21 protein-coding genes are annotated in these 22,574 nt (G+C 68.1%); 15 read left to right on the forward strand and 6 right to left on the reverse strand.

The genetic code is table 11. The features are described from left to right. Positions 1 to 85: 85 nt before the first annotated feature. Positions 86 to 1,543 carry a GuaB1 family IMP dehydrogenase-related protein gene (locus EVU97_RS09805; RefSeq protein ID WP_129665401.1) on the reverse strand — a complete coding sequence of 486 codons (1,458 nt, stop codon included), beginning with the start codon at positions 1,541 to 1,543 and terminating at the stop codon, positions 86 to 88. A 129-nt stretch (positions 1,544 to 1,672) separates the two neighbouring features. On the opposite strand from EVU97_RS09805, the gene EVU97_RS09810 reads away from it, so the two are divergent. The 5 genes from EVU97_RS09810 to EVU97_RS09830 all read left to right on the forward strand — a co-directional run bounded on the left by EVU97_RS09810 (position 1,673) and on the right by EVU97_RS09830 (position 5,207). Continuing rightward, positions 1,673 to 2,326 (forward strand): MBL fold metallo-hydrolase, encoded by a 654-nt coding sequence (locus EVU97_RS09810; RefSeq protein ID WP_129665403.1) that lies wholly within the window; start codon positions 1,673 to 1,675, stop codon positions 2,324 to 2,326. A gap of 63 nt (positions 2,327 to 2,389) precedes the next feature. Further along, complete coding sequence (locus EVU97_RS09815; RefSeq protein WP_165357932.1) at positions 2,390 to 3,583, forward strand: peptidoglycan bridge formation glycyltransferase FemA/FemB family protein; 1,194 nt, start codon at positions 2,390 to 2,392, stop codon at positions 3,581 to 3,583. A 129-nt stretch (positions 3,584 to 3,712) separates the two neighbouring features. Next, on the forward strand, positions 3,713 to 4,390 hold the full coding sequence (locus EVU97_RS09820; protein WP_205744887.1) for a MerR family transcriptional regulator: 678 nt from the start codon (positions 3,713 to 3,715) through the stop codon (positions 4,388 to 4,390). Beyond that, positions 4,387 to 4,737, forward strand: coding sequence for a hypothetical protein (locus EVU97_RS09825; RefSeq protein ID WP_129665405.1), 351 nt, complete (start codon positions 4,387 to 4,389; stop codon positions 4,735 to 4,737). Before EVU97_RS09820 ends, EVU97_RS09825 begins: the two co-directional genes overlap by 4 nt. Further along, positions 4,737 to 5,207 (forward strand): hypothetical protein, encoded by a 471-nt coding sequence (locus EVU97_RS09830; RefSeq protein WP_129665407.1) that lies wholly within the window; start codon positions 4,737 to 4,739, stop codon positions 5,205 to 5,207. The genes EVU97_RS09825 and EVU97_RS09830 overlap by 1 nt, the downstream gene beginning before the upstream one ends. A gap of 4 nt (positions 5,208 to 5,211) precedes the next feature. Here EVU97_RS09830 and EVU97_RS09835 read toward each other — a convergent pair whose 3' ends face one another. From EVU97_RS09835 to map, 4 genes are all read right to left on the reverse strand, one after another. After that, a complete protein-coding gene (locus EVU97_RS09835; protein ID WP_205744888.1) occupies positions 5,212 to 5,886 on the reverse strand; it encodes a 4a-hydroxytetrahydrobiopterin dehydratase in 675 nt (224 codons plus the stop codon). A gap of 87 nt (positions 5,887 to 5,973) precedes the next feature. Next, entirely contained in the window at positions 5,974 to 6,501 is a 528-nt protein-coding gene (locus tag EVU97_RS09840; RefSeq protein WP_129665410.1) for an Lrp/AsnC family transcriptional regulator, read from the reverse strand. 302 nt (positions 6,502 to 6,803) lie between these two features. Further along, positions 6,804 to 7,568 carry a polyphosphate--glucose phosphotransferase gene (gene ppgK, locus EVU97_RS09845; RefSeq protein WP_129665412.1) on the reverse strand — a complete coding sequence of 255 codons (765 nt, stop codon included), beginning with the start codon at positions 7,566 to 7,568 and terminating at the stop codon, positions 6,804 to 6,806. A 113-nt stretch (positions 7,569 to 7,681) separates the two neighbouring features. Next, positions 7,682 to 8,554 (reverse strand): type I methionyl aminopeptidase, encoded by an 873-nt coding sequence (gene map / locus EVU97_RS09850; protein ID WP_129665414.1) that lies wholly within the window; start codon positions 8,552 to 8,554, stop codon positions 7,682 to 7,684. A gap of 77 nt (positions 8,555 to 8,631) precedes the next feature. On the opposite strand from map, the gene EVU97_RS09855 reads away from it, so the two are divergent. Together EVU97_RS09855 and EVU97_RS09860 are read left to right on the forward strand one after the other, a co-directional pair. Next, positions 8,632 to 8,811, forward strand: coding sequence for a methionine aminopeptidase (locus tag EVU97_RS09855; RefSeq protein WP_129665416.1), 180 nt, complete (start codon positions 8,632 to 8,634; stop codon positions 8,809 to 8,811). Positions 8,812 to 8,950: 139 nt separating this feature from the next. Then, on the forward strand, positions 8,951 to 10,189 hold the full coding sequence (locus EVU97_RS09860) for an MFS transporter (protein WP_129665418.1): 1,239 nt from the start codon (positions 8,951 to 8,953) through the stop codon (positions 10,187 to 10,189). An 85-nt stretch (positions 10,190 to 10,274) separates the two neighbouring features. Here the strand turns inward: EVU97_RS09860 and panB are convergent, their stop codons facing one another. Then, positions 10,275 to 11,111: a 3-methyl-2-oxobutanoate hydroxymethyltransferase gene (gene panB, locus EVU97_RS09865; RefSeq protein WP_129665420.1), complete on the reverse strand. Its 837-nt coding sequence runs from the start codon at positions 11,109 to 11,111 to the stop codon at positions 10,275 to 10,277. A 270-nt stretch (positions 11,112 to 11,381) separates the two neighbouring features. Between panB and EVU97_RS09870 the strand changes: the two genes are divergently transcribed. The 8 genes from EVU97_RS09870 (at position 11,382) to hisH (ending at position 22,559) form a co-directional block, all read left to right on the forward strand. Then, positions 11,382 to 13,703, forward strand: coding sequence for an immune inhibitor A domain-containing protein (locus tag EVU97_RS09870; RefSeq protein WP_129665422.1), 2,322 nt, complete (start codon positions 11,382 to 11,384; stop codon positions 13,701 to 13,703). 84 nt (positions 13,704 to 13,787) lie between these two features. Further along, complete coding sequence (glnA, locus tag EVU97_RS09875; protein ID WP_129665424.1) at positions 13,788 to 15,122, forward strand: type I glutamate--ammonia ligase; 1,335 nt, start codon at positions 13,788 to 13,790, stop codon at positions 15,120 to 15,122. Continuing rightward, positions 15,119 to 18,109: a bifunctional [glutamine synthetase] adenylyltransferase/[glutamine synthetase]-adenylyl-L-tyrosine phosphorylase gene (locus tag EVU97_RS09880; protein ID WP_129665426.1), complete on the forward strand. Its 2,991-nt coding sequence runs from the start codon at positions 15,119 to 15,121 to the stop codon at positions 18,107 to 18,109. Before glnA ends, EVU97_RS09880 begins: the two co-directional genes overlap by 4 nt. Positions 18,110 to 18,167: 58 nt before the next feature. Further along, positions 18,168 to 19,526 (forward strand): histidinol dehydrogenase, encoded by a 1,359-nt coding sequence (gene hisD / locus EVU97_RS09885; protein ID WP_129665428.1) that lies wholly within the window; start codon positions 18,168 to 18,170, stop codon positions 19,524 to 19,526. Beyond that, the gene (locus tag EVU97_RS09890; RefSeq protein ID WP_129665430.1) at positions 19,523 to 20,638 is read left to right on the forward strand and encodes a histidinol-phosphate transaminase; all 1,116 of its coding nucleotides are present in this window, start codon (positions 19,523 to 19,525) and stop codon (positions 20,636 to 20,638) included. Before hisD ends, EVU97_RS09890 begins: the two co-directional genes overlap by 4 nt. 1 nt (position 20,639) lies before the next feature. After that, entirely contained in the window at positions 20,640 to 21,293 is a 654-nt protein-coding gene (hisB, locus tag EVU97_RS09895; RefSeq protein ID WP_047312111.1) for an imidazoleglycerol-phosphate dehydratase HisB, read from the forward strand. A 4-nt stretch (positions 21,294 to 21,297) separates the two neighbouring features. Beyond that, positions 21,298 to 21,951 carry a hypothetical protein gene (locus EVU97_RS09900; protein ID WP_129665432.1) on the forward strand — a complete coding sequence of 218 codons (654 nt, stop codon included), beginning with the start codon at positions 21,298 to 21,300 and terminating at the stop codon, positions 21,949 to 21,951. Next, a complete protein-coding gene (gene hisH, locus EVU97_RS09905) occupies positions 21,948 to 22,559 on the forward strand; it encodes an imidazole glycerol phosphate synthase subunit HisH (RefSeq protein ID WP_047312113.1) in 612 nt (203 codons plus the stop codon). The genes EVU97_RS09900 and hisH overlap by 4 nt, the downstream gene beginning before the upstream one ends. The last annotated feature ends 15 nt before the right edge of the window (positions 22,560 to 22,574 follow it).

The raw sequence follows: 22,574 nt of genomic DNA on the forward strand, positions 1-22,574 counted from the left end.
GTCAGTGCGTTCGCTCGGCGAGTTGAACAACAGCTGCCCCCGCCCGAATCGTCTCGGGTGGGGGCAGCACAGCGTCAGGGCCAGGTCACCAGCTCGTGTGACGCGGGCGCCCCTCGTCGTAGCCGGACGCGCTCTGAACACCGATGCGAGCTTTCGCGTGGAACTCCTCGATGTTCTTGGCGCCCGCGTACGTGAACGAACTGCGCACGCCCGCGATGATCGAGTCGAGAAGATCCTCGACTCCGGGACGCTGATCGTCGAGGTACATACGCGAGCTCGAGATGCCCTCCTCGAACAGGGCCGAACGAGCACGATCGAACGCCCCCTGGGCGGACGTGCGGTTGCGCACCGCACGGGCCGAGGCCATGCCGAACGACTCCTTGTAGAGGCGCCCGTCGGCGTCACGGTTGAGGTCGCCGGGAGACTCCCAAGTGCCGGCGAACCAGGAACCGATCATGACGGACGCGCCGCCGGCGGCCAGCGCGAGCGCGACGTCACGCGGGTACTTCACGCCGCCGTCGGCCCACACGTGAGCGCCGAGTTCACTGGCTGCTGCAGCGCACTCGAGCACCGCGGAGAACTGGGGACGGCCCACGCCGGTCATCATGCGCGTCGTGCACATGGCGCCCGGCCCGACGCCCACCTTGATGATGTCGGCGCCTGCCTCGACGAGGTCACGCGCGCCGTCAGCCGTCACGACGTTGCCCGCCGCGATCGGTACGCGACGCCCGTTCGCGGCCTCGAACTCGTCACGCACGCGACGCACCGTGCCGAGCGCCTCGATCATCTTCTCCTGGTGACCGTGCGCGGTGTCCACGACGAGCACGTCGGCGTGGGACTCCAGCATCGTGCGGGCCTTTGTCTCGACGTCACCGTTGATGCCGATGGCCACACCGATGGCGAGGCGCCCCTGTGGGTCGAGAGCCGGGGAGTAGATCGTCGAACGCAGAATGCCCCGTTTGGTGAGCACACCGACGAGCGCGTCGTTCTCCACGACGACCGCGAGATCGCGGTGTTCGCGTTCAAGCAGATCGAATGTGTCCTGCAGGTCGCCGCCCGCCTCGACGACAGTGATGTCCTTCGACATGACGTCGGCGATGACGGAGAAACGGTCGACCTCGAGGCAGTGCTTCTCGCTCACGAGGCCGAGCGGCGTGTTCTCGTCGTCGACGACGACAGCCATGCGGTGAGCGCGCTTGCCGAGGAGCGCGAGGACGTCAGAGACCGGAGCGGTGGGGGCGATCGTCACCGGCGTCTCGTAGACCGTGTGGCTCGCCTTGACGTCCCGGATCGTTTCCTGGACGGCTGCGATCGGAATGTCCTGGGGAAGGACGGCGATGCCACCGCGGCGCGCGATCGTCTCCGCCATGCGTCGGCCGGAGATCGCGGTCATGTTGGCCACGACGAGCGGGATCGTGGTGCCCACGCCGTCGGGCGTCGTGAGGTCGACGTCGAGGCGACTCGTCACGTGCGAGCGCGACGGCACCATGAAGACGTCGTTGTACGTGAGGTCGTACGGGGGCTGATCGGTGATGAAGTCCACGTCCGTCAGCCTATCCGCAGCCACCGACAACGCCCTTAAGGCGTTGGGGTCCAGGCGAATCGGCATTCGCTTCGCGCGAAGGTCACGCCCTCCTTCCCACACCGCGGCGTGTGTGCCTACCGTGAGGACATGAAGCTCACGCACCACGGACATTCGTGCATCGAACTTTCCGTCGCCGACGCGACCGTTCTGTTCGACCCGGGCACGTTCAGCTCCTTCGACGACGTTGCGGGCGTCGACGCGATCGTCGTGACGCACCAACACCCGGATCACCTCGACCCCGACCGCCTCGACGCCCTGCGCGAGGCCAACCCCGACGCCGCGTGGTTCGCCGACCCACAGACCGCCGAGCAGCTGCGCGACAAGGGCCTCGACGTCACGGCGACGAAGGCGGGGGAGACCTTCTCCGTCAAGGGCGCGCGCTTCGAAGGCGTGGGTGCGACGCACGCCGAGATCCACCCGTACATCGAGCGGATCAGCAATGTCGGCATCGTGGCGAGCGGCGACGGGGAGCCGCGCCTGTTCCACCCCGGCGACTCCCTCGAGGGGCGCCCCGAGAACGTCGACTATCTCTGTCTTCCCCTGGTGGCCCCGTGGTCCGCCGTGCGCGAGACGATCGCGTTCGTGCGAGCCGTCGAGCCGAAGCACGTCATTCCGATCCACGACAAGGTGGCGGCGGACCGAGCGCGCGGCATCTACCTCGGGCACGTACGCGACTACGGTCTCGACGGTGGCGTCGAGGTCATCGAGGTTCCCGAGGGAGAGCGCGCCGCGCTCTCCTGAACGGAGCGGCCGCCCGGCGTGGACGTTTCGAGCGGGTCGCCGTGAGCCGATAGCCTGACTCACATGACGCTCACGGTGACCCCCTGCCACGACCGCGACGAGTGGGACGATCTTGTCAACTCCTCCGGCGGACACCCCCTGCAGCTGTGGGGATGGGGCGAGTTGAAGTCGCAGTACGAGTGGAGTGCCGACCGGGTCGTCGTGCGTGACGGCGCACGGATCGTCGGCTCCGCGCAGGTGCTGCTTCGCACGCTGCCGCAGCCGTTCAAGTCACTCGCGTACGTCCCGCGTGGCCCGCAGGCCCAAGAGGCCGACCGTGGCCGCGTCGTCGAGGCACTCGCCGACTACGTCAAGCGCACCCACGGGCCGATCGGCATCACGATCGAACCCGATTGGGAGGCCCCCTTCTCCCCGCTGGAGAAGGGCGTTTCGGACGAAGACCTCGCCGAGAGGATTGCGGCACCGTCCTCGGACTGGCTGGCCGATGTCGAAGCTGCGGGCTACAAGCGCAGCGAGAACACGGGGCTCATCCCGCGCACTCTCATCGTGGACGTGACGCGCGACGAGGACACCATCATGAAGGAGCTGTCGAGCTCCACCCGCCAGAACGTGCGCAAGTCGTTCAAGGCCGAGAACGTGCGCTTCGGCCTCGTCACCGAGCGGGCCGACCTGGACCAGGTGCTGGCCATCAACAAGGAGACCGCGAAGCGCGCCAACTTCGCCGTCCACTCCGACCTCTACCACGAGCAGATCCGCGATTTCATGGGCCCGGCTTCGCAGCTCATCGCGGCCTGGGAGGGTGACGAGGTTGTCGCCTTCGTCTGGCTCGTCGTCTCGGGCAAGACGGCGTTCGAGCTCTACGGCGGCGTCAACCCGCGCGGCATGAAGCTGCGCCTCAACTACGGCCTCAAGTTCTGGGCGATGAAGCACGTCAAGGAACAGGGCGTCGAGCGCTACGACTTCAACGGGCTGCTTAACGATGGTATCTCCGATTTCAAGCGTCAGTTCGCCAAGCACGAGGACATGCTCGTCGGCACCTACGACAAGGCTCTCTCGCCGCTCTTCCCCGTCTTCGCGACGGCGCTTCCGGTAGTCCGCTCGACCCTCAAGCGCGGCGTTCCCGCCGCGAAGAAAACGGTCGCCAATCTCAAGAACGACCCCAAGGCAACTCTCGCCGGCGCAGCGTCGGGCGCCCGCTCGAAGGCGAGCGACGTGAAGGCCAGGCGCTCCGCGGCGAAGTGGAACAAGCTCGGCTGACGCCAGGGCACCATCGAAGGCCGGTCCGGGGCGGGCTCGCGTCTTGACCGGCCTCTTCATGGGCGTTCGAGGTCGCGAACTTCGTTGCCTTCTTGACCTTGACGTGGCGACAACGTCGAGGATGAACCCATGAGCGACATGCCGGGCTTCTTCTTGATCGGTGAGCTGGCCGCCCTCGCCGGGGTCAGCCCGCGGGCTATCCGTCACGACCACCGGGTTGGCGTGCTGCCCGAGCCCGCACGATCACCGAGCGGGTATCGGGTCTATGACTGTGACGACGTGGACCGGTTGCTCGCCCTGCGGGCGCTCGCGGATGTGGGAGTTTCGCTCAAGGACGCGGCTCATTCGGGCCGGGACACGAGGGATCGCCTACAGGTCGCACTGAACAAGGCCATGGTGGAACGCGCGGCGATCGAAGTGGGCATCTCCAAGCTGGAGGCGATGCTGGCCCATGAGCACGAGTTCGCCGCGGTCTACGACCAGGCCGTAACGGCGCTGGAGGATGCCGCGGCCCGGATCGGGCTTCCGGAGAGCCTCGTCCGCGCCGAACGCCGCGCCCTCGATCTTGTGAGGCGGCGGGACAGCGACGGGCGGGTGCTCGCGGCACTCACCTCGGCGTACGAGACGGCTGCTCGCCTCGGGCGAGTTCCACCACCAGCCCAATGGCCGCACGAACTGCGTGTCCTCGTGCGTACTGCGAAGCTGGGCCCGGCCTTCGAGGTGTGGCTTCGCTTCCTCGGAGTGAGCCCGGCGGATCGGACGAGGATTCGTCAGGTCGTGCTCGACGCGTGCAACGGGACGCCGTGAGGCGCCGATGGGTATCGGTCGCGCTCGGCCTCGTATTGCTCTCGGAGGTCCTGCTCGCGGTCACGGGCGGAAGCGGGCTTCGCCATCTCATCGTTGCCGTCATCGTCGTCGAGCTGGCCCTAGCCGTCTGGGCCGTGTTCGCTGCCGTTCGTGCCTATGCGAGCCTGAGTGGCCTGTGGTCGCAACGGATGGAAGCGGCGCTTGCGGGGCCGCTGCCGCGCCGAATTGACCGTCTCATCACGCTCGAGCTCTCACTCGCGCGAGGTGTGTGGCTGCGATGGGGTGGCCGCCCTGATCTACCGATCGGGCCACTGGTCTGCACGCACCCGACGGAGAGGCGCCTGTGATGGGTGTTCTCATCGCCGTGATGGCCGTGGAAGCGGCAGCGGTTCACACTGCCGTTCCTTGGCATCGAGTCGCTGCATTCGCGGGGGTTAGGTGGCTCGTCCTCGCCCTATCCCTGTACGGGATCTGGCGGACGATCGGCTGGGTGGCCACGCTAAGGGCCTACCCCCACGTGCTGACGGCCGACATGCTGCATCTGCGAGTCGGACCGCTCACCGTGGCCGAGGTGCCCTGGCGCCTCGTGAGTTCCGTGACACCGATCGGGGCGCTTGCAGACCCACCGCGCTCATGCCTCGTGATCGAGCGTCCTATGGCCCCGCCGAACGTCCGGATCGAACTCGCCGAACCGGTGCGAGTCGTCAGCTTGCTCGGAGCTGAGCGTCAAGTCACTGGCATCGCGTTGGCACTCGAACACCCGAGCGATGCTGTCGCCGCGCTCAAGTCACACGCCGAGCAAGCGGCTGCGACGTGAGTCGTCAGCGGCCCTCGGGGGTACAGATGCAGTGACGGTTGCCGTCGGCGTCCTCGACCACCCAGTACGCAGGTGCCGCGGCATCGCTGACGAGGCGCCCGCTGGCGTCGAGGACGGCCGCGAGACGCTGTTGCGCAGCGTCGGCCGCGACCCATACGTCGATGTGCCAGCGCTGCTCGACCTCGGACGGCGGAAGCTGGGGGCCGCCCTCGTCCTCGTCCGGGTTCTGCCACCACACCGTCGGAACCTGACCTGTGGAGTCCACCGGCTCGCCGTTCTTCAGTGACGAGCCGAGCAGCGCCGCGTAGAACGGGCCGAGGTCATCGTGACGGCGCGTGTCCAAACCGAAGTCGGGCTGGGTGAGACCCGCGACGTCAGCCTCGACGCCGAGATCGCGTGCGTGGTCGCCGACGGTCTTCGCCAGAGTCAGATCGCGACTCGTGAGCCCGCCGACGTCGTGGCTGACGAGCGACACCACGACATCGGTGTACGTGAGCGTGATGTCGGGGTGGTGATCCATCTCCTCCGCGGACGCACCGATGCGATCGACGAGGGCGAGACCCGTCGCGAAGTCCTTCGTCGCGTAGCGCGCCTTGAGGGAACCCATGATCTGCGCCCAGCCGGCCGGGGCAGTCTCACGGACCTCAGCGGCGCTGAGCTTCTTCTTCGGGTCGGTCATCGTCATGTCCTCTCGAGCGGGTGTCGAAGCGACCTGCTTTCTCGAGACTAGGCCGACAGTGCCTCTGCCGACACCCGTCGGCCCGGTTCAACTCTTCTTCGGAAGCCTGTTCTTCGGCAGGCCATCGCGCAGCAACGGCCCGACGCGGTAGGGGATGACTCGACGCAGGTACACGCTCGTGCGGGTCCGAGTGACACCCGGACACAGGCGCACATCCTCACTCACCCGGTAGAGGTCGTCCGGGTCGCGTGCGACAACGCGCACGAGGAGGTCGGTCTCGCCTGCGGGCGCGAAGCACTCGAGCACCTCGGGTACCCGGGAGAGGGCGGCGATCGCACCGTCGATGTCGTGCTGGTCGAGCTCGACAGCAACCATGGCGCTGAGCGGACGCCCGAGCCTGGCGGGATCGACGCGGGCGCTGTTGAGGCGCAGGACGCCGGCCTCGCGGAAGCGTTCGAGACGCGCGTGCACCGTGCCCCGGGCCAGTCCGCACCGCTGCGCGAGGGCCATTGTCGTCATGCGGGGATCCTCGTCCAGAGCGAGCAACAGTGCGCGGTCGGTGTCGTCGAACTGGACGTCGGGGTGCTGCTCGCGAGCGTCCTTGGCCGGTTCCATGTGCGTCTCCCTGATCATGATGGGCGGTATGACCAGAGCATACCCGTCCGCTTTGAACAGAATGATCAATCAAGAATGAGGTTGTTGCGCACCCTGCGCTGTGTGGTGTTGAGTACTTCTCAACGAGCTTCGCGGGCCACCACCCCGGCAGTCGAAGCGGGCACGGTGGCAGAACTCACGAGGTGACGTCATCGATGCGGGCCGCACCCCGGCCACGCACGCCGAACGGACGAGAAGGCCGGAATCCCGAAATGATCGGGAATCCGGCCTTCTGTCATGTCACGCCCGCGAGGGCGCAGCGGTCAGTTGGTGTGCGCCTCGTGCGCGAGACGCGCGGCGCCGACGATGCCCGCGGCGTTCTGCAGCCTCGCGGGCACGATCTCCGTGCGGATCTCGAGCAGGGGCAGGAACTTGTCCGCCTTCTTCGACACCCCGCCACCGACGACGAGGAGGTCGGGCCACAGAAGGTTCTCGAGCGTCGTGTAGTACTTCGTGAGGCGCTTGGCCCACTTCTCGTAGCTGAGCTCCTCGCGCTCCTTCGCCGAGTGCGCAGCCTTCTTCTCGGCGTCCTTGCCGTCGATCTCGAGGTGACCGAACTCGGAGTTGGGCACCAACTGCCCGTCGTTGATGACGGCCGAACCGATACCGGTGCCGAGCGTCGTCACGACGACGAGCCCGTCACGATCCTTGGCCGCCCCGTAGTGGATCTCCGCGTAACCCGCGGCATCCGCGTCGTTGACGACGGTGACGCGGCGGCCGAGGCGCGCCGCGATGAGCTCTTCGGCGTTCGTGTCGATCCACGCCGGGTCGATGTTCGCCGCCGTGCGCACGACGCCGTGCTGGACGACGCCCGGGATCGTCACCCCGATCGGTTCGTCACCGACGAGGTCGGAGAAGTGCTCGACGATCTCGGCGATGACATCTGCGACGGCACCGGGCGTAGCGCCTTCGGGGGTGTCGATCCGGAGGCGGTCGGCGACGAACTCGCCCGTGTCGAGGTCGACGGGAGCGCCTTTGATGCCGGTACCGCCCACGTCGATGCCCAGGGGGTAGGACTTCTTCGTCATGCTCTCTCCTCGTCGCGGCCCGGTGCGGGCTCGCGGGGGTCGATGAAGTATTCCGGTCAGACTAGTGCCGGTTCACCGGGACGCTGCAACCCGCGCGCCGTCGGGAACGAGCGTCAGGCCTCGGTGCTCGTGAGGATCTCGTAGCCGTCCTCGGTGATGACGACGGTGTTCTCGAACTGTGCGGAGCGGGAGCCGTCACGGCTCACGACGGTCCACCCGTCGCTCCACACTGCTGCGGCGTCGCCGGAGCCCAGGTTGAGCATCGGCTCGACGGTGAACACCATGCCCACCTCGATGACGTCGTCGTGGTGAGGTGCCGCGTCGTAGTGCGGAATGATGAGCCCGTTGTGGAACTCGGTGCCGATGCCGTGGCCGGTGTAGTCGCGCACGACGCCGTACCCGAAGCGCTTGGCGTACTGCTCGATGACGCGACCGATGATGTTGACCTGGCGCCCCGGCTTGGCGGCCTTGATGCCGCGCATCATGGCCTCCTTCGTGCGCTCGGTGAGCAGCCGTGATTCCTCGTCGACGTCGCCGCAGAGGTAGGTGGCGCAGTTGTCGCCGTGTACGCCGTCCTTGTAGGCCGTGACGTCGAGCTTCACGAGATCTCCGTCCTCCAGAACCGTGGAGTCGGGGATGCCGTGGCAGATGACCTCGTTGACGCTCGTGCACAACGACTTGGGGAATCCGAGGTAGTCGAGGGTCGAGGGGTAGGCGCCGTGATCGCACATGTACTCGTGGGCGATGCGGTCGAGTTCGTCGGTCGTGACACCGGGGGCGACGGCCTTGCCGGCCTCCTCCATGGCGCCGGCGGCGATGCGTCCGGCCACGCGGATGCGCTCGATCGTCTCCGCGTCCTTGACGTAACGCTCGTGACCTTCGCGGGCCTCGCTGCGCCCGACGTACTCGGGGCGCGCGATGGATGAGGGGACGGAGCGCTTCGGGCCGATGTGTCCAGGGGTGATCTTCGCGCGCGTACTCGTCATAGGGTGAGTCTAGAGGTCGGGTCACACGCGACTCGACGAGCCAACGAGGCGCGCACGCGCCAGTGGAGGTGAGCCGCATGGCCTACTGGTACAACGTCGACACGAACTCCGTTGAGCAGGGCGGCGAGACGAACTCGAAGTCCTACCTGCTCGGCCCGTACGCCACCGAGGCGGAGGCTCGCAACGCTCTCGACACGGCCCACGCCAAGAGTGAGAAGTGGGACGAGGAAGACCGCGAGTTCGAGGGCGACAACTGACCCGCCCCATCGCGAACCGCAACGGCACCCACCGCGTCCGGTGGGTGCCGTTGCGCGTGGGCGAGGGTGCACGCGGGATAAATAGGTCATCGAAGTACGATGCTCGACGGGTCGTCGGCGCTTTGCGGGAGGAGGCGAGATGAGCGCGGAACTCGGATTCGATCTGCGCCGCCTTGCTGTACCCGCCTACGGCCCGTCGCTGTTGTTCGGAGCGGCCGAGGGGGCACTGCTGCCGATCATTCCGGCCGAAGCCACGAGCAGGGGAGCGGGCGTGGCGCTCGCAGCCTTCATCGCGATGCTCTTCGGGCTGGGCTCCTTCGTGTCGAACATCCCCGCTTCCGGGCTCACCGATCGCTTCGGGGAGCGCCGAGCCCTCGTGTTCGCCGGTCTGGTGGCGGCCCTCGGATGCGTCCTCGCCATGCTGCCGAGTCTCGTGAGCCTCATCGCCGGCGTCTTCGTCATCGGCATGGCATCGGCGGTCTTTCTCCTCGCACGCCAGAAGTACCTCACCGAAGCCGTACCGATCACCCACCGCGCGCGAGCCCTGTCGCTCCTCGGCGGCGTCATGCGCATCGGCTTCTTCATCGGCCCCCTCATCGGAGCCGCGCTCATCGGCATTCTCGGGGTGCCGGCCGCGTGGATTCTGGCCATCGCCTGCCTCCTCCTCGCGGGATGGTGTGCCACCCGCATGGAGGACCTACCCGGTGCTCTTGATGCCGGCGGCGCCACTCCGGCGCGCGTCACGCCGCGAGACGTGCTGCGCACCCACCTGCCGGTTTTCGCAACGGTCGGGCTCGGGGTCCTGCTCGTGCAGGCGGTGCGTGGCTCGCGCCAGGTCGTCATCCCGCTGTGGTCGGCGCACGTCGGCCTCGACGAGCAGACGACGAGCCTCGTCTACGCCATCTCGGCCGGCATCGACATGCTCGTGTTCTATCCGGCCGGACGCGTCATGGACCTACGCGGACGGCGTGCGGTGGCCGTGCCGTCGATGCTGCTCATGGCCGCGGCACTTGCTGTCATGCCGTTCACCCACACGGCCGCGACAGTGCTCGCGGTCAGCTGCGTCCTCGGGTTCGGCAACGGAATCGGCTCGGGCCTCGTCATGACGCTGGGGGCCGACTTTTCACCGGATGTCGGGCGCGCGGCGTTCCTCGGCATCTGGCGCCAACTGAGCGACACCGGCAACACGCTCGGACCGCTCACGCTCTCGGGTGTGACGGCCCTCGTGGGCCTGGCGCCGGCGGTGGCCGTCAACGCACTTCTCGGCTTGGCGGCTGCGGGGGTACTTGCGTACTGGCCGGCGCGCCTCGTGCGCGAAGGGTGGGGGCCGCACGGCCGGCCGCAGGACGACACCGAGAGCGCGACCCGCGGTTCGTGACGGCCGGTAGGTCGGGGACGCGACACGCAGTGGCAGAACACGGCGCCACTCACCTCACGAGGTGAGTGGCGCCGTGGTGCGGAATTCAGTTCTCGAAACTGTGCTCAGTGGCGGGAAAAGCACCCGAGGAGACGTCCTCATGGTAGGCGCGAGCGGCGTCGAGCAAAACGGTGCGGACATCGGCGAACTTCTTGGCAAAGCGCGGGTAGCGACCGTCGCGCAAACCGGCGAAGTCCTGCCACACGAGCACCTGCCCGTCGCAGTCCGGGCCCGCGCCGATGCCGATCGTCGGGACCCGAAGCGCCTCCGTCACGGCTTTGGCCGCCGGGGCGGGCACCATCTCCATGAGGACGCAGAACGCGCCCGCCCGCTCGAGGGTCTTGGCCTCCTCTACGAGTCGTGCGGCAGCGTCACCGCGACCCTGCACGCGGTAACCGCCGAGAGCGTGCTCGCTTTGCGGAGTGAATCCGATGTGCGCCACGACCGGAATACCGTTCTTCGCCAGGTGCTCGACGGTGGGGGCCATGTGGGCGCCGCCCTCGAGCTTGACCGCGTGCGCGCGTCCCTCCTTCATGAGGCGAGCGGCGCTCGCGAAGGCCTGGGCAGGCGATTCCTGGTAGCTGCCGAACGGCAGGTCGGCGACGACGAGGGCATGCTTGGCGGCGCCGGCGACGGCGCGCACGAGCGGGATCATCTCGTCGAGCGTGATGGGCAGCGTCGTCTCGTAGCCGTAGACGTTGTTTCCGGCCGAGTCGCCGATGAGGAGGGTCTCGATGCCCGCTTCGTCGAAGATCTCGGCGGTGTACATGTCGTAGGACGTCAGCATCGTGAAGCGCTCGCCGCGCTCCTTCATCTGCTGCAGGGTCACCGTGCGCACACGTTTGCGCTCCGGCGTGCGGTAGGGGGCTGCCTCTTCAGTCATGGCCCAAGGGTAGTCACGCCGGGCGGGAAGGGGAGGCGTGCACCGTCGTGGGCGCCCGTGCGGGGGCCGAAAAACGAGTCTCGAGGGTGCGTAATTTTGTTCTGGTGGGGTTCGGTGGGACGGGCTGAACTGGACTGGGAGAGAACGGGACCCGAACGAGGCGTTACCAAACCGTTGCCACGTCGAGCACGAGAATCTGAGTGAAACCTGGGTAGGTTTTCCGTGGTTGCGCGTCGGGCGCAGCCGCGTGTGGAACACCATGGAGAACACATGACACAGCGACGTATCGCATCCACAGTCATCGGCGCCATGACGGTCTTCGGGCTCGTCGTGGCGCCGAGCGCCGTCTCGGCCGAGTCGCCGCCTCAGGGCGACGCCAACCAGCGCCAGGCTCGCTCCGACAACCGTCCGAACCCCCTCGCCGAGCAGCAGAACGAACTGCGCAAGGCTGCCGTCGACGCCCTGCTCAAGGGCGAGGCGACGACGAAGACGGTCAACGGCAAGCGCGTCATCGCCCTCAAGGGCAACGAACACGGCAAGGGCAAGGGCCAGAAGGGTAAGAAGGAGCGCTACGTCCAGTACGACGTCAACCGTGAGGCCAGCATCCTGAGCTTCCTCGTCGAGTTCGGTGACCAGACGAAGCCTGCCGCGGGCGGCGCCGCCGGCCCGCTGCACAACCAGATCGCACAGCCGGACGAGAAGCTCGACGGCGGTGCCACGGACGACAACACGACGCTGTGGAAGGCCGATTTCAACCGCTCCCACTACCTCGACATGATGTTCGGCGTGGGCGAGTCCTTCAAGGACTTCTACGCCAAGCAGTCCAACGGCCGTTTCGCGGTCAAGGGTGACGTGAGCGACTGGGTCAAGGTGCCCTTCAACGAGGCGCGCTACGGCCACAACCCGGTCGAGGGTGATGGCACGAGCGAGGCCGAAGGCTCCTGGTCGTTCATCCGCGACAGTGCCACGGCGTGGGTCGAGGCGCAGAAGAAGGCCGGCAAGACCGACGCCCAGATCAAGGCCTACCTCGCCGACTACGACAAGTGGGACCGCTACGACTACGACGGCGACGGCAACTTCGACGAGCCGGACGGCTACATCGACCACTTCCAGGCCATCCACGCCGGTGAGGGCGAGGAGGCAGGCGGCGGCGCACAGGGCGAGGACGCCATCTGGTCGCACCGCTGGTACGCCTACTCGAACAACGCAGGCAAGACCGGCCCCGCGGAGAACAAGCTCGGCGGTGTGCCCCTGGGTAACACGGGGCTGTGGATCGGTGACTACACCACCGAGCCGGAGAACGGTGGCCTCGGCGTGTTCACCCACGAGTTCGGCCACGACCTGGGCCTGCCGGACCTCTACGACACGACCAACCGCGCGCAGAACGACGTCTCCTACTGGTCGCTCATGAGCGCCGGTTCGTGGCTGGGCGACGGCAAGACCGACATCGGCTCCCGCCCCGGCTACATGGGCCCGTGGGAGAAGCTGCAGCTCGGCTGGCTCGACGCGACGAGCGTCCCGTACGGCAAGAGCCAGAAGGTCGCTGTCGGCCCGAGTGATCGTGACTCGGCCAAGCTTCCGCAGGCGGTCGTCGTCGGCCTTCCCGACAAGACGATCACGACGACGTACAACACGCCGCAGTCCGGCAAGAGCGAGTGGTGGGGCGGCAGCGCCGACAACCTCAACTCGACGTTGACCCGCTCGATCGACCTCACGGGCAAGAAGTCGGCCACCCTCACCACCGGTGCCTGGTACGAGATCGAGGAGGGCTACGACTTCCTCTACGGCGAGGTCAGCACCGACGGCGGCTCGACGTGGACGCAGGTCGGCAAGGAGGTGACCGGTGAGAACAAGAACTGGTCGCAGCTGTCCTTCGACCTGTCGGCTTACGCGGGTAAGAAGATCGACTTCCGTTTCCGCTACCAGACCGACGGTGGCGTCCACATGGCCGGCCCGTTCCTCGACGACATCAAGGTGGTCGCCGACGGCGCCACGCTGCTGTCGGACGACGTCGAGTCCGGCGACAACGGCTGGGTTGCCAAGGGCTTCTCGCGCACGAGCGGTTCGACGAGCGAGAAGAAGAGCCATTACTACATGGCGGAGAACCGTCAGTACAACGGCTACGACCGCTACCTCAAGACGGGGCCGTACAACTTCGGGTTCCTCACGACGCAGCCGAACCTCGTCGAGCACTTCGCGTTCCAGACGGGCATGCTCGTCTGGTACGTCGACAACGAGTACGAGGACAACAACGTCTCCACGCACCCCGGCCACGGCCTCGTCCTCCCGGTCGACAGCCACGCCAAGGCGATGAAGTGGTCCGACGGGACGAACGTCTCGAACAAGCTGCAGCCGTGGGACGCGCCGTTCTCGCGTCAGAAGACGCCGTCGCTCACGCTGCACCGCAACGACGTGCCCACCACGTGGGCCGGCCAGCGCGGTGTCGAGACGTTCGACGACCGCAAGGCGACGAACTACTACGACGCGTCCAACCCGACGGGTTCGACCCTGACGGCGGGCAGCGGTGTCACGCTGACGGTCTCGGGTGAGACGAAGGACCGGATGAACATCCACGTGAAGTACTCCAAGTGAACTGAGTCCGGCATGTGAGCGGCCCCGGGGAGTCTCCCCGGGGCCGCTCCGCGTTCGCGGGCCGAGTGAGGCAGGATGAGTTCCATGAACCGACAGCAGGAGTTCGTGCTGCGCACGATCGAAGAACGTGACATCCGATTCGTCCGTCTGTGGTTCACGGATGTGCTCGGCACCCTCAAGTCGGTGGCCGTCGCGCCCGCTGAACTGGAAGGCGCGTTCTCCGAGGGCATCGGCTTCGACGGCTCGTCGATCGACGGGTTCGCCCGCGTCTACGAGGCCGACATGCTCCTTCGCCCCGACGCCTCGACGTTCCAGGTGCTCCCGTGGCGCGGTGAGAACCCCGGTACGGCCCGGATGTTCGCCGACATCCTCCTGCCGAACGGCAGCCCGAGCCTGGCCGATCCGCGTGACGTCCTGCGCCGAGCGCTGACGAAGGCCGGTGACCTCGGCTTCACCTTCTACACCCACCCCGAGATCGAGTTCTATCTCTTCGAGAAAGAACTGCGTCGCGGTCGCCCGGTGCCGGTCGACTCGGCGGGCTTCTTCGACCACGTGCCGCACGGCACGGCCCACGACTTCCGTCGCGCGGCCATCACGATGCTCGAGAACATGGGCATCTCCGTCGAGTTCAGCCACCACGAGGGCGGGCCCGGCCAGAACGAGATCGACCTGCGCTACGCCGACGCCCTCTCGATGGCCGACAACATCCAGACGTTCAAGGCCGTCGTCAAGGAGGTCGCTCTCGAACAGGGCTACTTCGCGAGCTTCATGGCCAAGCCGATGGCGGGGGAGCCCGGTAGCGGCATGCACACCCACCTCTCGCTCTTCGAGGGAGACACGAACGCCTTCCACGAGCCGGGAGCGCCCTACCAGCTCTCGCGCACCGGCCGTCACTTCATCGCGGGACTGCTGCGCTACGCGCCGGAGTTCACCGCCATCACGAACCAGTACGTCAACAGCTACAAGCGCCTGTGGGGCGGCGCCGAGGCGCCCGCGCACATCTGCTGGGGGCACAACAACCGCAGCGCCATGGTGCGCGTGCCCATGTACAAGCCGTCGAAGGGGCAGAGCACCCGCGTCGAGGTGCGTTCGCTCGACGCCGCAGCCAACCCCTACCTCGCGTACTCGGTTCTCCTCGGCGCCGGGCTCAAGGGCATCGAGGACGAGCTCGACCTGCCGCCCGAGGCCGAGGACGACGTGTGGAACCTCACCGAGCGTGAGCGTCACGCCATGGGCATCGAGCCTCTGCCGGCCTCGCTCGACGAAGCGATCCGCACGATGGAGGAGAGCGACTTCGTCGCCGAGGTGCTCGGTGAACACGTCTTCGACTTCGTGCTGCGCAACAAGCGCGCCGAGTGGGCCGCCTACCGCGACCAGGTCACGGAGTTCGAGATCAAGCAGGACCTGCGTCGGCTGTGAACGCCAACGCCGCCCGAGCAGGCTCGTCGCCCTGGCGGCGCGCCGGATTCCTCGACACGACGCGCGCCCAGAGCCTTGCCGCGGAGGTGTCGGACCTGCTCGATCAGGGCTCGCTGTTGGCCACGGTCACGGCGGTAGCCGACCCGGATCAGGCGTTGCTCCTCCTGGCTCGCCTGCGGGAGGTCCTCGACGACGGTGAGCGTGAGGCGCTCGCCGACGCGTTGAGTGACACCGAGGCCCGCGCACGCCTTCTCGGCGTCATGGGTGCGTCGAGCGCGCTGGGTGACCACCTCGTCGCCAAGCCCGACCAGTGGCGTGACGTCGTCGCCGCACAGCGGCGGGATCAGGACACGCTGGCCCGTCTGCTCATCGCGGAGATCAACGGTCGGGACGAGAAGGTCACGGCCTACGACGCCCTGCGCGTCGCCTACCGCCGTCAGCTCGTGCAGATCGCGGCGCTCGACGTCACCGAGATCGCGGTCAACGTCCTGCCGGCCACGGCGGCCTCGCTCGCGGACCTTGCGGGCGCTGCCCTCGAGGCGGGTCTGCACATCGCCACGACGAGGATCGACGGGGCCGATCAGGCGCGTCTGGCCGTCATCGGCATGGGCAAGACCGGCGGTCGCGAGCTCAACTACATCTCCGACGTCGACGTTGTCTTCGTCGCCGAACCAGCCGAGGGTGCTGACGAGGACGTGGCACTGCGGGTGGCCACCGAACTCGCCACCGAGATGATGCGCGCCTGTTCCGCAAGCACCGGTGAGGGTTCGCTGTGGCAGGTCGACGCGGCACTGCGCCCCGAAGGCAAGCAGGGTCCGCTCGTGCGCACCCTCGAGAGCCACAAGGCGTACTACGAGCGCTGGGCCAAGGGCTGGGAGTTCCAGGCGCTGCTCAAAGCACGGCCTGTCGCGGGCGACGTGGCCCTCGGCGAGGCGTACACCGAGCTCATCCGCCCGATGGTGTGGCAGGCGAGCAAGCGGGAGAACTTCGTCGAGGACGCCCAGGCGATGCGTCGACGCGTCGAGGCGCACGTTCCCTCGCACGAGCAGGAGCGACAGATCAAGCTCGGCCAGGGTGGTCTGCGCGACATCGAGTTCTCCGTGCAGCTGCTCCAGCTCGTGCACGGACGCACCGACGATCGGGTGCGCGCACGCTCGACGCTCGACGCTCTCATGACCTTGAGTTCGTGGGGCTATGTCGGGCGCACGGATGCCTCGGCGCTCGACACGTCCTATCGCCAGTTGCGCGTGCTCGAACACCGCATCCAGCTGAGCAAGATGCGCCGCACGCACCTCATGCCGACGAACGACGCCGACCTGCGTCGTCTCGGTCGCGCCGTGGGCTTCACGAGCGACCCCGCCGAATCGGTGACGCGCCACTGGCGCGATCTGTCGCGTTCCGTGCGCCGCCTGCACGAGAAGCTCTTCTACAGGCCTCTTCTCTCGGCCGTCGCGCGCCTGGACGACGACGATGCGCGCCTGTCCGACGAAGGCGCTCGCGACCGCCTCTCGGCGCTCGGGTACGCGGATCCGGCGGGCGCTCTGCGTCACCTCGAAGCGCTCACCGCGGGCCTCACGCGTCGCGCGCAGATCCAGCGCACCCTCATGCCGGTCATCCTGCAGTGGCTCGCCGACGGCCCGACTCCCGACGCGGGACTTCTGGCCTACCGGCGCATCAGTGACGAGCTGGGCACGTCGCACTGGTACCTCAACACCCTGCGCGAGGGCAGCACCGCCGAACTGTTCGCCGAGGTGCTCTCGCGCTCGCGCTACGTGGCCGACCTTCTCGAACGCGCACCCGAGAGCGTCAAACTGTTCGCGGAGTCCTCTCGCCGCGTACCGCGCTCACGCACGGCCATCGCCTCGACGATGGCGTCTGTCGTCAGCCGCCAGCAGGACGTCGAGAAGGCGATGCTCGCGGCGCGCTCGGTGCGCCGCAACGAACTCACTCGCGTGGCCATCGCCGACGTGCTCCACGAGATCGACCTCGACGGCGTCTCGGGCGCACTCACCGACATCATGTCCGCCACGCTCCAGGTCGGCCTCGACCTCGCCTGGCGCGAGGTGCTCGGCAGCGAGAAGGAACAGATCACCGACATCGCCGTCATCGGCATGGGCCGTTACGGCGGAGGCGAACTCGGCTACAGCTCGGACGCCGACGTCATCTTCGTCCACCGCCCGCGCGAGGGAGCTGACGCCTCGGCTGCCCAGGACCAGGCGCTCGCCGTCGTCACGCAGTTGCGTCGCCTCGTGCACCTGCCCGGCTCGGACCCGAAGCTCGAGATCGACGCCGACCTGCGCCCTGAAGGCAAGAGCGGGCCGCTCGTGCGCTCCATCGATTCGTACGCGAGCTACTACGAACGCTGGTCGGAGGGTTGGGAGGCCCAGGCGCTGCTGCGCGCCGCCTTCGTCGTCGGTGATCCCTCCCTCGGGCGTGACTTCGAGGCCCTCATCGATCCGCTTCGCTGGCCCGAGGGCGGTATCTCGGAGAAGTCGATCCGTCAGATCCGGACGCTCAAGGCGCGCATGGAGGCCGAGCGCATCCCGCGCGGAGCCGACCCTCGCACCCACTTCAAGCTGGGCCGCGGCGGACTCTCCGACGTCGAATGGTGCGTGCAGCTCTACCAGCTCGAGCACGCCCACGACCACGAGGAACTGCGCGGGACGAGCACCGTCTCCACCCTCCGGGCGCTGGCCGAACTCGACCTGCTCGACGAGCACGACGCCGAGGTGCTCGCCGAGGCGTGGATCATGGCCTCGCGCGTGCGCAATGCGTCGGTGCTGTGGCGGGGTCGCCCCGTCGAGTCGTTGCCTTCGGACCTGCGTGACAGCGAGGGCATCGCCACGCTCCTCGGCATGCCGCGCGGGGACGGGCGTGAACTCGGTGAGGAGTACCGCAAGCTCGCACGCCGTGCGCGCCTCGTCGTCGATCGTGTCTTCTACGGCGAGTCCGAGGAGACCAGGCGGGGCCCGAGCTTCCGCCGCTGAGTTTCTGGCACGTGAGACGTGCGCGAGGGCACTTTCGCCGCCCGCCTAGACTGGACGGGTGATTTCTCGCCGTGATCTTCGTGGTTCAGCGCTCAGCGCCCTGGACGCTCGTGGCCTGCGCGATGCGCTGCCGCGCGCCCAGTTCGACATCGAGGCCGCACTCGAGGTGGTGCGACCGATCTGTGAGCAGGTGCGCCATGACGGCGCCGACGCCCTGCGGGAGCTGGGGGAGCGCTTCGACCGTGTGCGTCCCACGCACCTTCGCGTACCCGCGGAGGTCCTGAAGGCCGCCGAGGAACAGCTCGACCCGGCGGTGCGTGGCGCCCTCGTCGAGGCGATTCGCCGCGTGCGCATCGTCCACGCCGACCAGGCCCGAACCGACGTCACGACGACCGTCTCCGAGGGCGGCACCGTCACAGAACGCTGGATCCCGGTCGAGCGGGTGGGCCTCTACGTGCCCGGCGGACTGGCGGTCTACCCGAGTTCCGTCGTCATGAACGTCGTGCCCGCGCAGGTGGCGAACGTCGGTTCCATCGCCGTTGCGAGCCCGCCCCAGGAGCACAACACGGGCGACTTCGTCGGCTACCCGCACCCCACCATCCTCGCCGCGTGCTCGTTGCTCGGCGTCGACGAGGTCTACGCCGTCGGTGGTGCGCAGGCCGTCGCGATGTTCGCCTACGGCGCGCGCGAGAAGGACGGCGCCACCGTGTGTGAGCCCGTCAACCTCGTCACCGGTCCGGGCAACATCTACGTCGCGGCTGCCAAGCGTCTGCTCAAGGGGCTCATCGGCATCGACGCCGAGGCCGGCCCCACCGAGATCGCCGTCCTCGCCGACGACACGGCCGACGCCGACCACGTGGCCGCCGACCTCATCAGCCAGGCCGAACACGACAACCTCGCTGCGTCGGTTCTCGTCACCGACTCCGAGCGTCTGGCGAGTGACGTCGAGGCTGCTCTCGAGCGCCGCGTCGCCGCGACGAAGCACACCGAGCGCGTGACCACGGCCCTCGGCGGTCCGCAGTCGGCCATCGTCCTCGTCGACGACGTGACAGCCGGTCTGCGCGTCGTCGACGCCTACGGCGCTGAGCACCTCGAGATCCACACGGCGAACAGCCGCGAGGACGCGATGCGGGTGCGCAACGCCGGTGCCATCTTCGTCGGCACCTACTCGCCGGTGAGCCTCGGCGACTACGCCGCCGGCTCCAACCACGTGCTGCCCACGGGCGGCTGTGCCTGCCACTCGAGCGGTCTGTCGGTGCAGTCGTTCCTCACGGGCGTCCACATCGTCGAGTACTCGCGTGACGCCCTCGCCGAGGTCGCCGACGTCGTCGTCACCCTGGCGAACGCCGAGGACCTTCCGGCCCACGGCGAGGCCGTCACGGCGCGCTTCGAGCAGGACGAGGAAGGGCGCGCATGAGCGAGCAGTCCCTCGAATCGCTGCTGCGCCCCGAACTGCAGGGGAAGAGCCCGTACGGCGCTCCGCAGCTCGACGTGCCCGTCGCGCTCAACACGAACGAGTCGTCCTACGACGTACCCGAGAGCGTTGTCGCGAGCATCGTCGAGCGTGTCGAGAAGGCCGCCGGCGGGCTCAACCGCTACCCGGACCGCGAGTTCACCGAGCTGCGTGCCGCCCTCGCCGAGTACCTGGCACGCGTCACCGGTGTTCGCCTTCCGATCGAGCAGATCTGGGCCGCGAACGGCTCCAACGAGGTGCTCAGCCACATCGTGCAGGCCTTCGGGGGCCCGGGGCGCACGGCGCTCGGTTTCACGCCGAGCTACTCGATGCACCCCATCATCAGCCGTGGCGCGGGAACGACGTGGATCGACGGTCTGCGCGATCGCCACGAGGGTGTCTACGACCTCGACGCCGACCTCGCCGTCGAGCAGGTGCGTGAGCACCAGCCGAACGTCGTGTTCGTCTGCACGCCGAACAACCCGACGGGCACCGCCGTGACGAACGACGTCGTCGAGGCGATCTACGATGCCACCGACCACGCCGTTGTCATCGTCGACGAGGCCTACGTCGAGTTCGCGCGCCCCGGAACGGCCAGCGCTGTCGAGCTCCTCGACGGCCGCCCGCGCCTCGTCGTCAGCCGCACGATGAGCAAGGCCTTCTCGTTCGCCGGCGCCCGCGTCGGCTACCTCGCCGCCTCGCAGGAGTTCTGCGACGCGATGCGTCTCGTGCGCCTGCCCTACCACCTGTCGTCGGTGACGCAGGCCGTCGCGCTCGCCGCGCTCGACCACGCCGACGAGATGCTGGGCATGGTGGACGCGATCAAGCACGAACGCGACCGCATCGTGGCGACGTGCACCGAGCTGGGTTTCACCCCCACGCCGAGCGACGCCAACTTCGTCCTCGTGGGCGGCTTCGCCGACGAGAAGCAGACCTGGCAGGCGCTGCTCGATCGCGGCATCCTCGTGCGTGACGTCGGCATCTCCCATCACCTGCGCATCACGGCCGGCACGCCGCGCGAGACCGACGCCGTGCTCGCCGCCCTCACCGACCTCGCTCCGACCCACAAGGGATGACATGAACGACCAGAACGTGACCGCCGACGGGTTCGACGTACCCGAGGTCCCTGCAGACCACCGCACCGCCTTCATCGAGCGCACGACGAAGGAGGCGAGCATCCGCCTGTGGCTCGACCTCGACGGCACCGGCACGTCCGACGTACGCACAGGCGTGCGCTTCTACGACCACATGCTCGACTCGCTGAGCAAGCACAGCCTCATCGATCTGCGTATCCGCGCCACGGGCGACCTCGACGTCGACGCACACCACACGGTGGAGGACACCGCCATCGTGTTGGGTCAGGCCCTGCGCGAAGCGCTCGGCGACAAGGCGGGCATCTCCCGGTTCGGCGACGCCATGGTGCCGCTGGACGAGGCGCTCGTCCAGGCCGTCGTCGACGTCGCGGGGCGCCCCTACGTCGTGCACACCGGTGAGCCCGAGGGGCAGATTTACGCCGTCATCGGTGGCAACTACATCGGTTCGCTCACGCAGCACGTCATCGAGTCGCTCGGTTACAACGCGGGCATCGCGCTGCACGTCAACGTCATCTCCGGGCGCGACCCTCACCACATCGTCGAGGCCCAGTTCAAGGCCATCGCCCGTGCACTGCGTGCGGCCGTCGCCAAGGATCCGCGCGTTCAGGGCATCCCGAGCGCGAAGGGCGCTCTGTGATCTGATGCCCAAGGTCGCCCAGAACACCGGCTTCACCGCAGCCGTCGACGCCGTCGTCGTCGTGCGCGGTGAGGTCTCGCGCGTCACCTCGTGGGTCGAGCGAGGCACGGTTCCTGCCTACGTCATCGACATCGACGGGCCGTGGTGCGCTGTCGTCCCGGCCGGACCTGGACACGCACAGGCTCCGTACGACGACCCTGCGCAGATGATCGCGGCGCGCCCGGTGCCGATGGCGCTGCGTCCGTCGCTCGCCTTCATCCCCACCGAGAAGCAGGCCATCACCGTCGTCCAGCCGCGCGCGTGGCGTTCACTGCCGCGGTGGTTTGTCGTGCAGCAGGGCATCGGCCCCGTGCGGGCAGCCTTGCCGCAGGCCTCCCTCGGCGACCTGCTCTCGGCCGGTCACGACGCCCACCCCGAAGCGCTCGGGCGTGTGCTGGCCCAGCCGGACGCAGCACCGGCCGACCTTCTGCGCGGCATCATGGCTGCGCTTGGCGTGAACGCCGGGCACCTGCTCGGCCTCGCGCGAACGGCGAAGATCGACGCCGTCCTCGTCGAGCCCACCGCGAAGGCCGTTCGCCGCTTCGACAAGCACGTCACGGACGAGCGCGAGGAGCGCGCCGAGATCGAAGGCCGCGTCAACGCGGGGGAGAAGTCATGAAGCGCGTCGTCGTCCTCGACTACGGCAGCGGCAACATCCGCTCTGCCGTGCGCATGCTCGAACGGATCGGAGCGAACGTCGAACTGACGGCCGACCCGAAGCTCGTCGCGGCAGCCGACGGCCTGTTCGTGCCCGGTGTGGGCAACTTCCACGCCTGCATGGCGGGTTTGGAGGCGGCCGGCGGGCGCCGACTCATTGACGATCGTCTCGCGGCCGGTGCGCCGGTGCTCGGCGTCTGTGTCGGCATGCAGGTGATGTTCGACGGCTCGAGCGAACCCTCCACGTCCCCGCAGCCCGGCCTCGGGCGATGGCCCGGTCAGGTCGAGCGTCTCGCGGCCCCCGTCGTCCCGCACATGGGATGGTCGCGCGTCGAGCCGCCGGTCACGACGACGCTCTTCGCGGGCATCGAGGGGGAGCGCTTCTACTTCGTCCACTCCTTCGCTGCCTCGGCTCAGCTCGGCGAGGGCCGAGAGGCGACCTACGCCGCGCACGGCGAACGCTTCGTGGCCGCCATCGAAGACGGGGTTCTCGCCGCGACTCAGTTCCACCCCGAGAAGTCCGGCGACGCCGGCGCTCACCTGCTGACCAACTGGCTTCGCAGCCTGTAATCGACCGAAAGGTTC

The organism is Dermacoccus sp. 147Ba, assembly GCF_004151355.1.
Lineage (GTDB): Bacteria > Actinomycetota > Actinomycetes > Actinomycetales > Dermatophilaceae > Dermacoccus > Dermacoccus abyssi.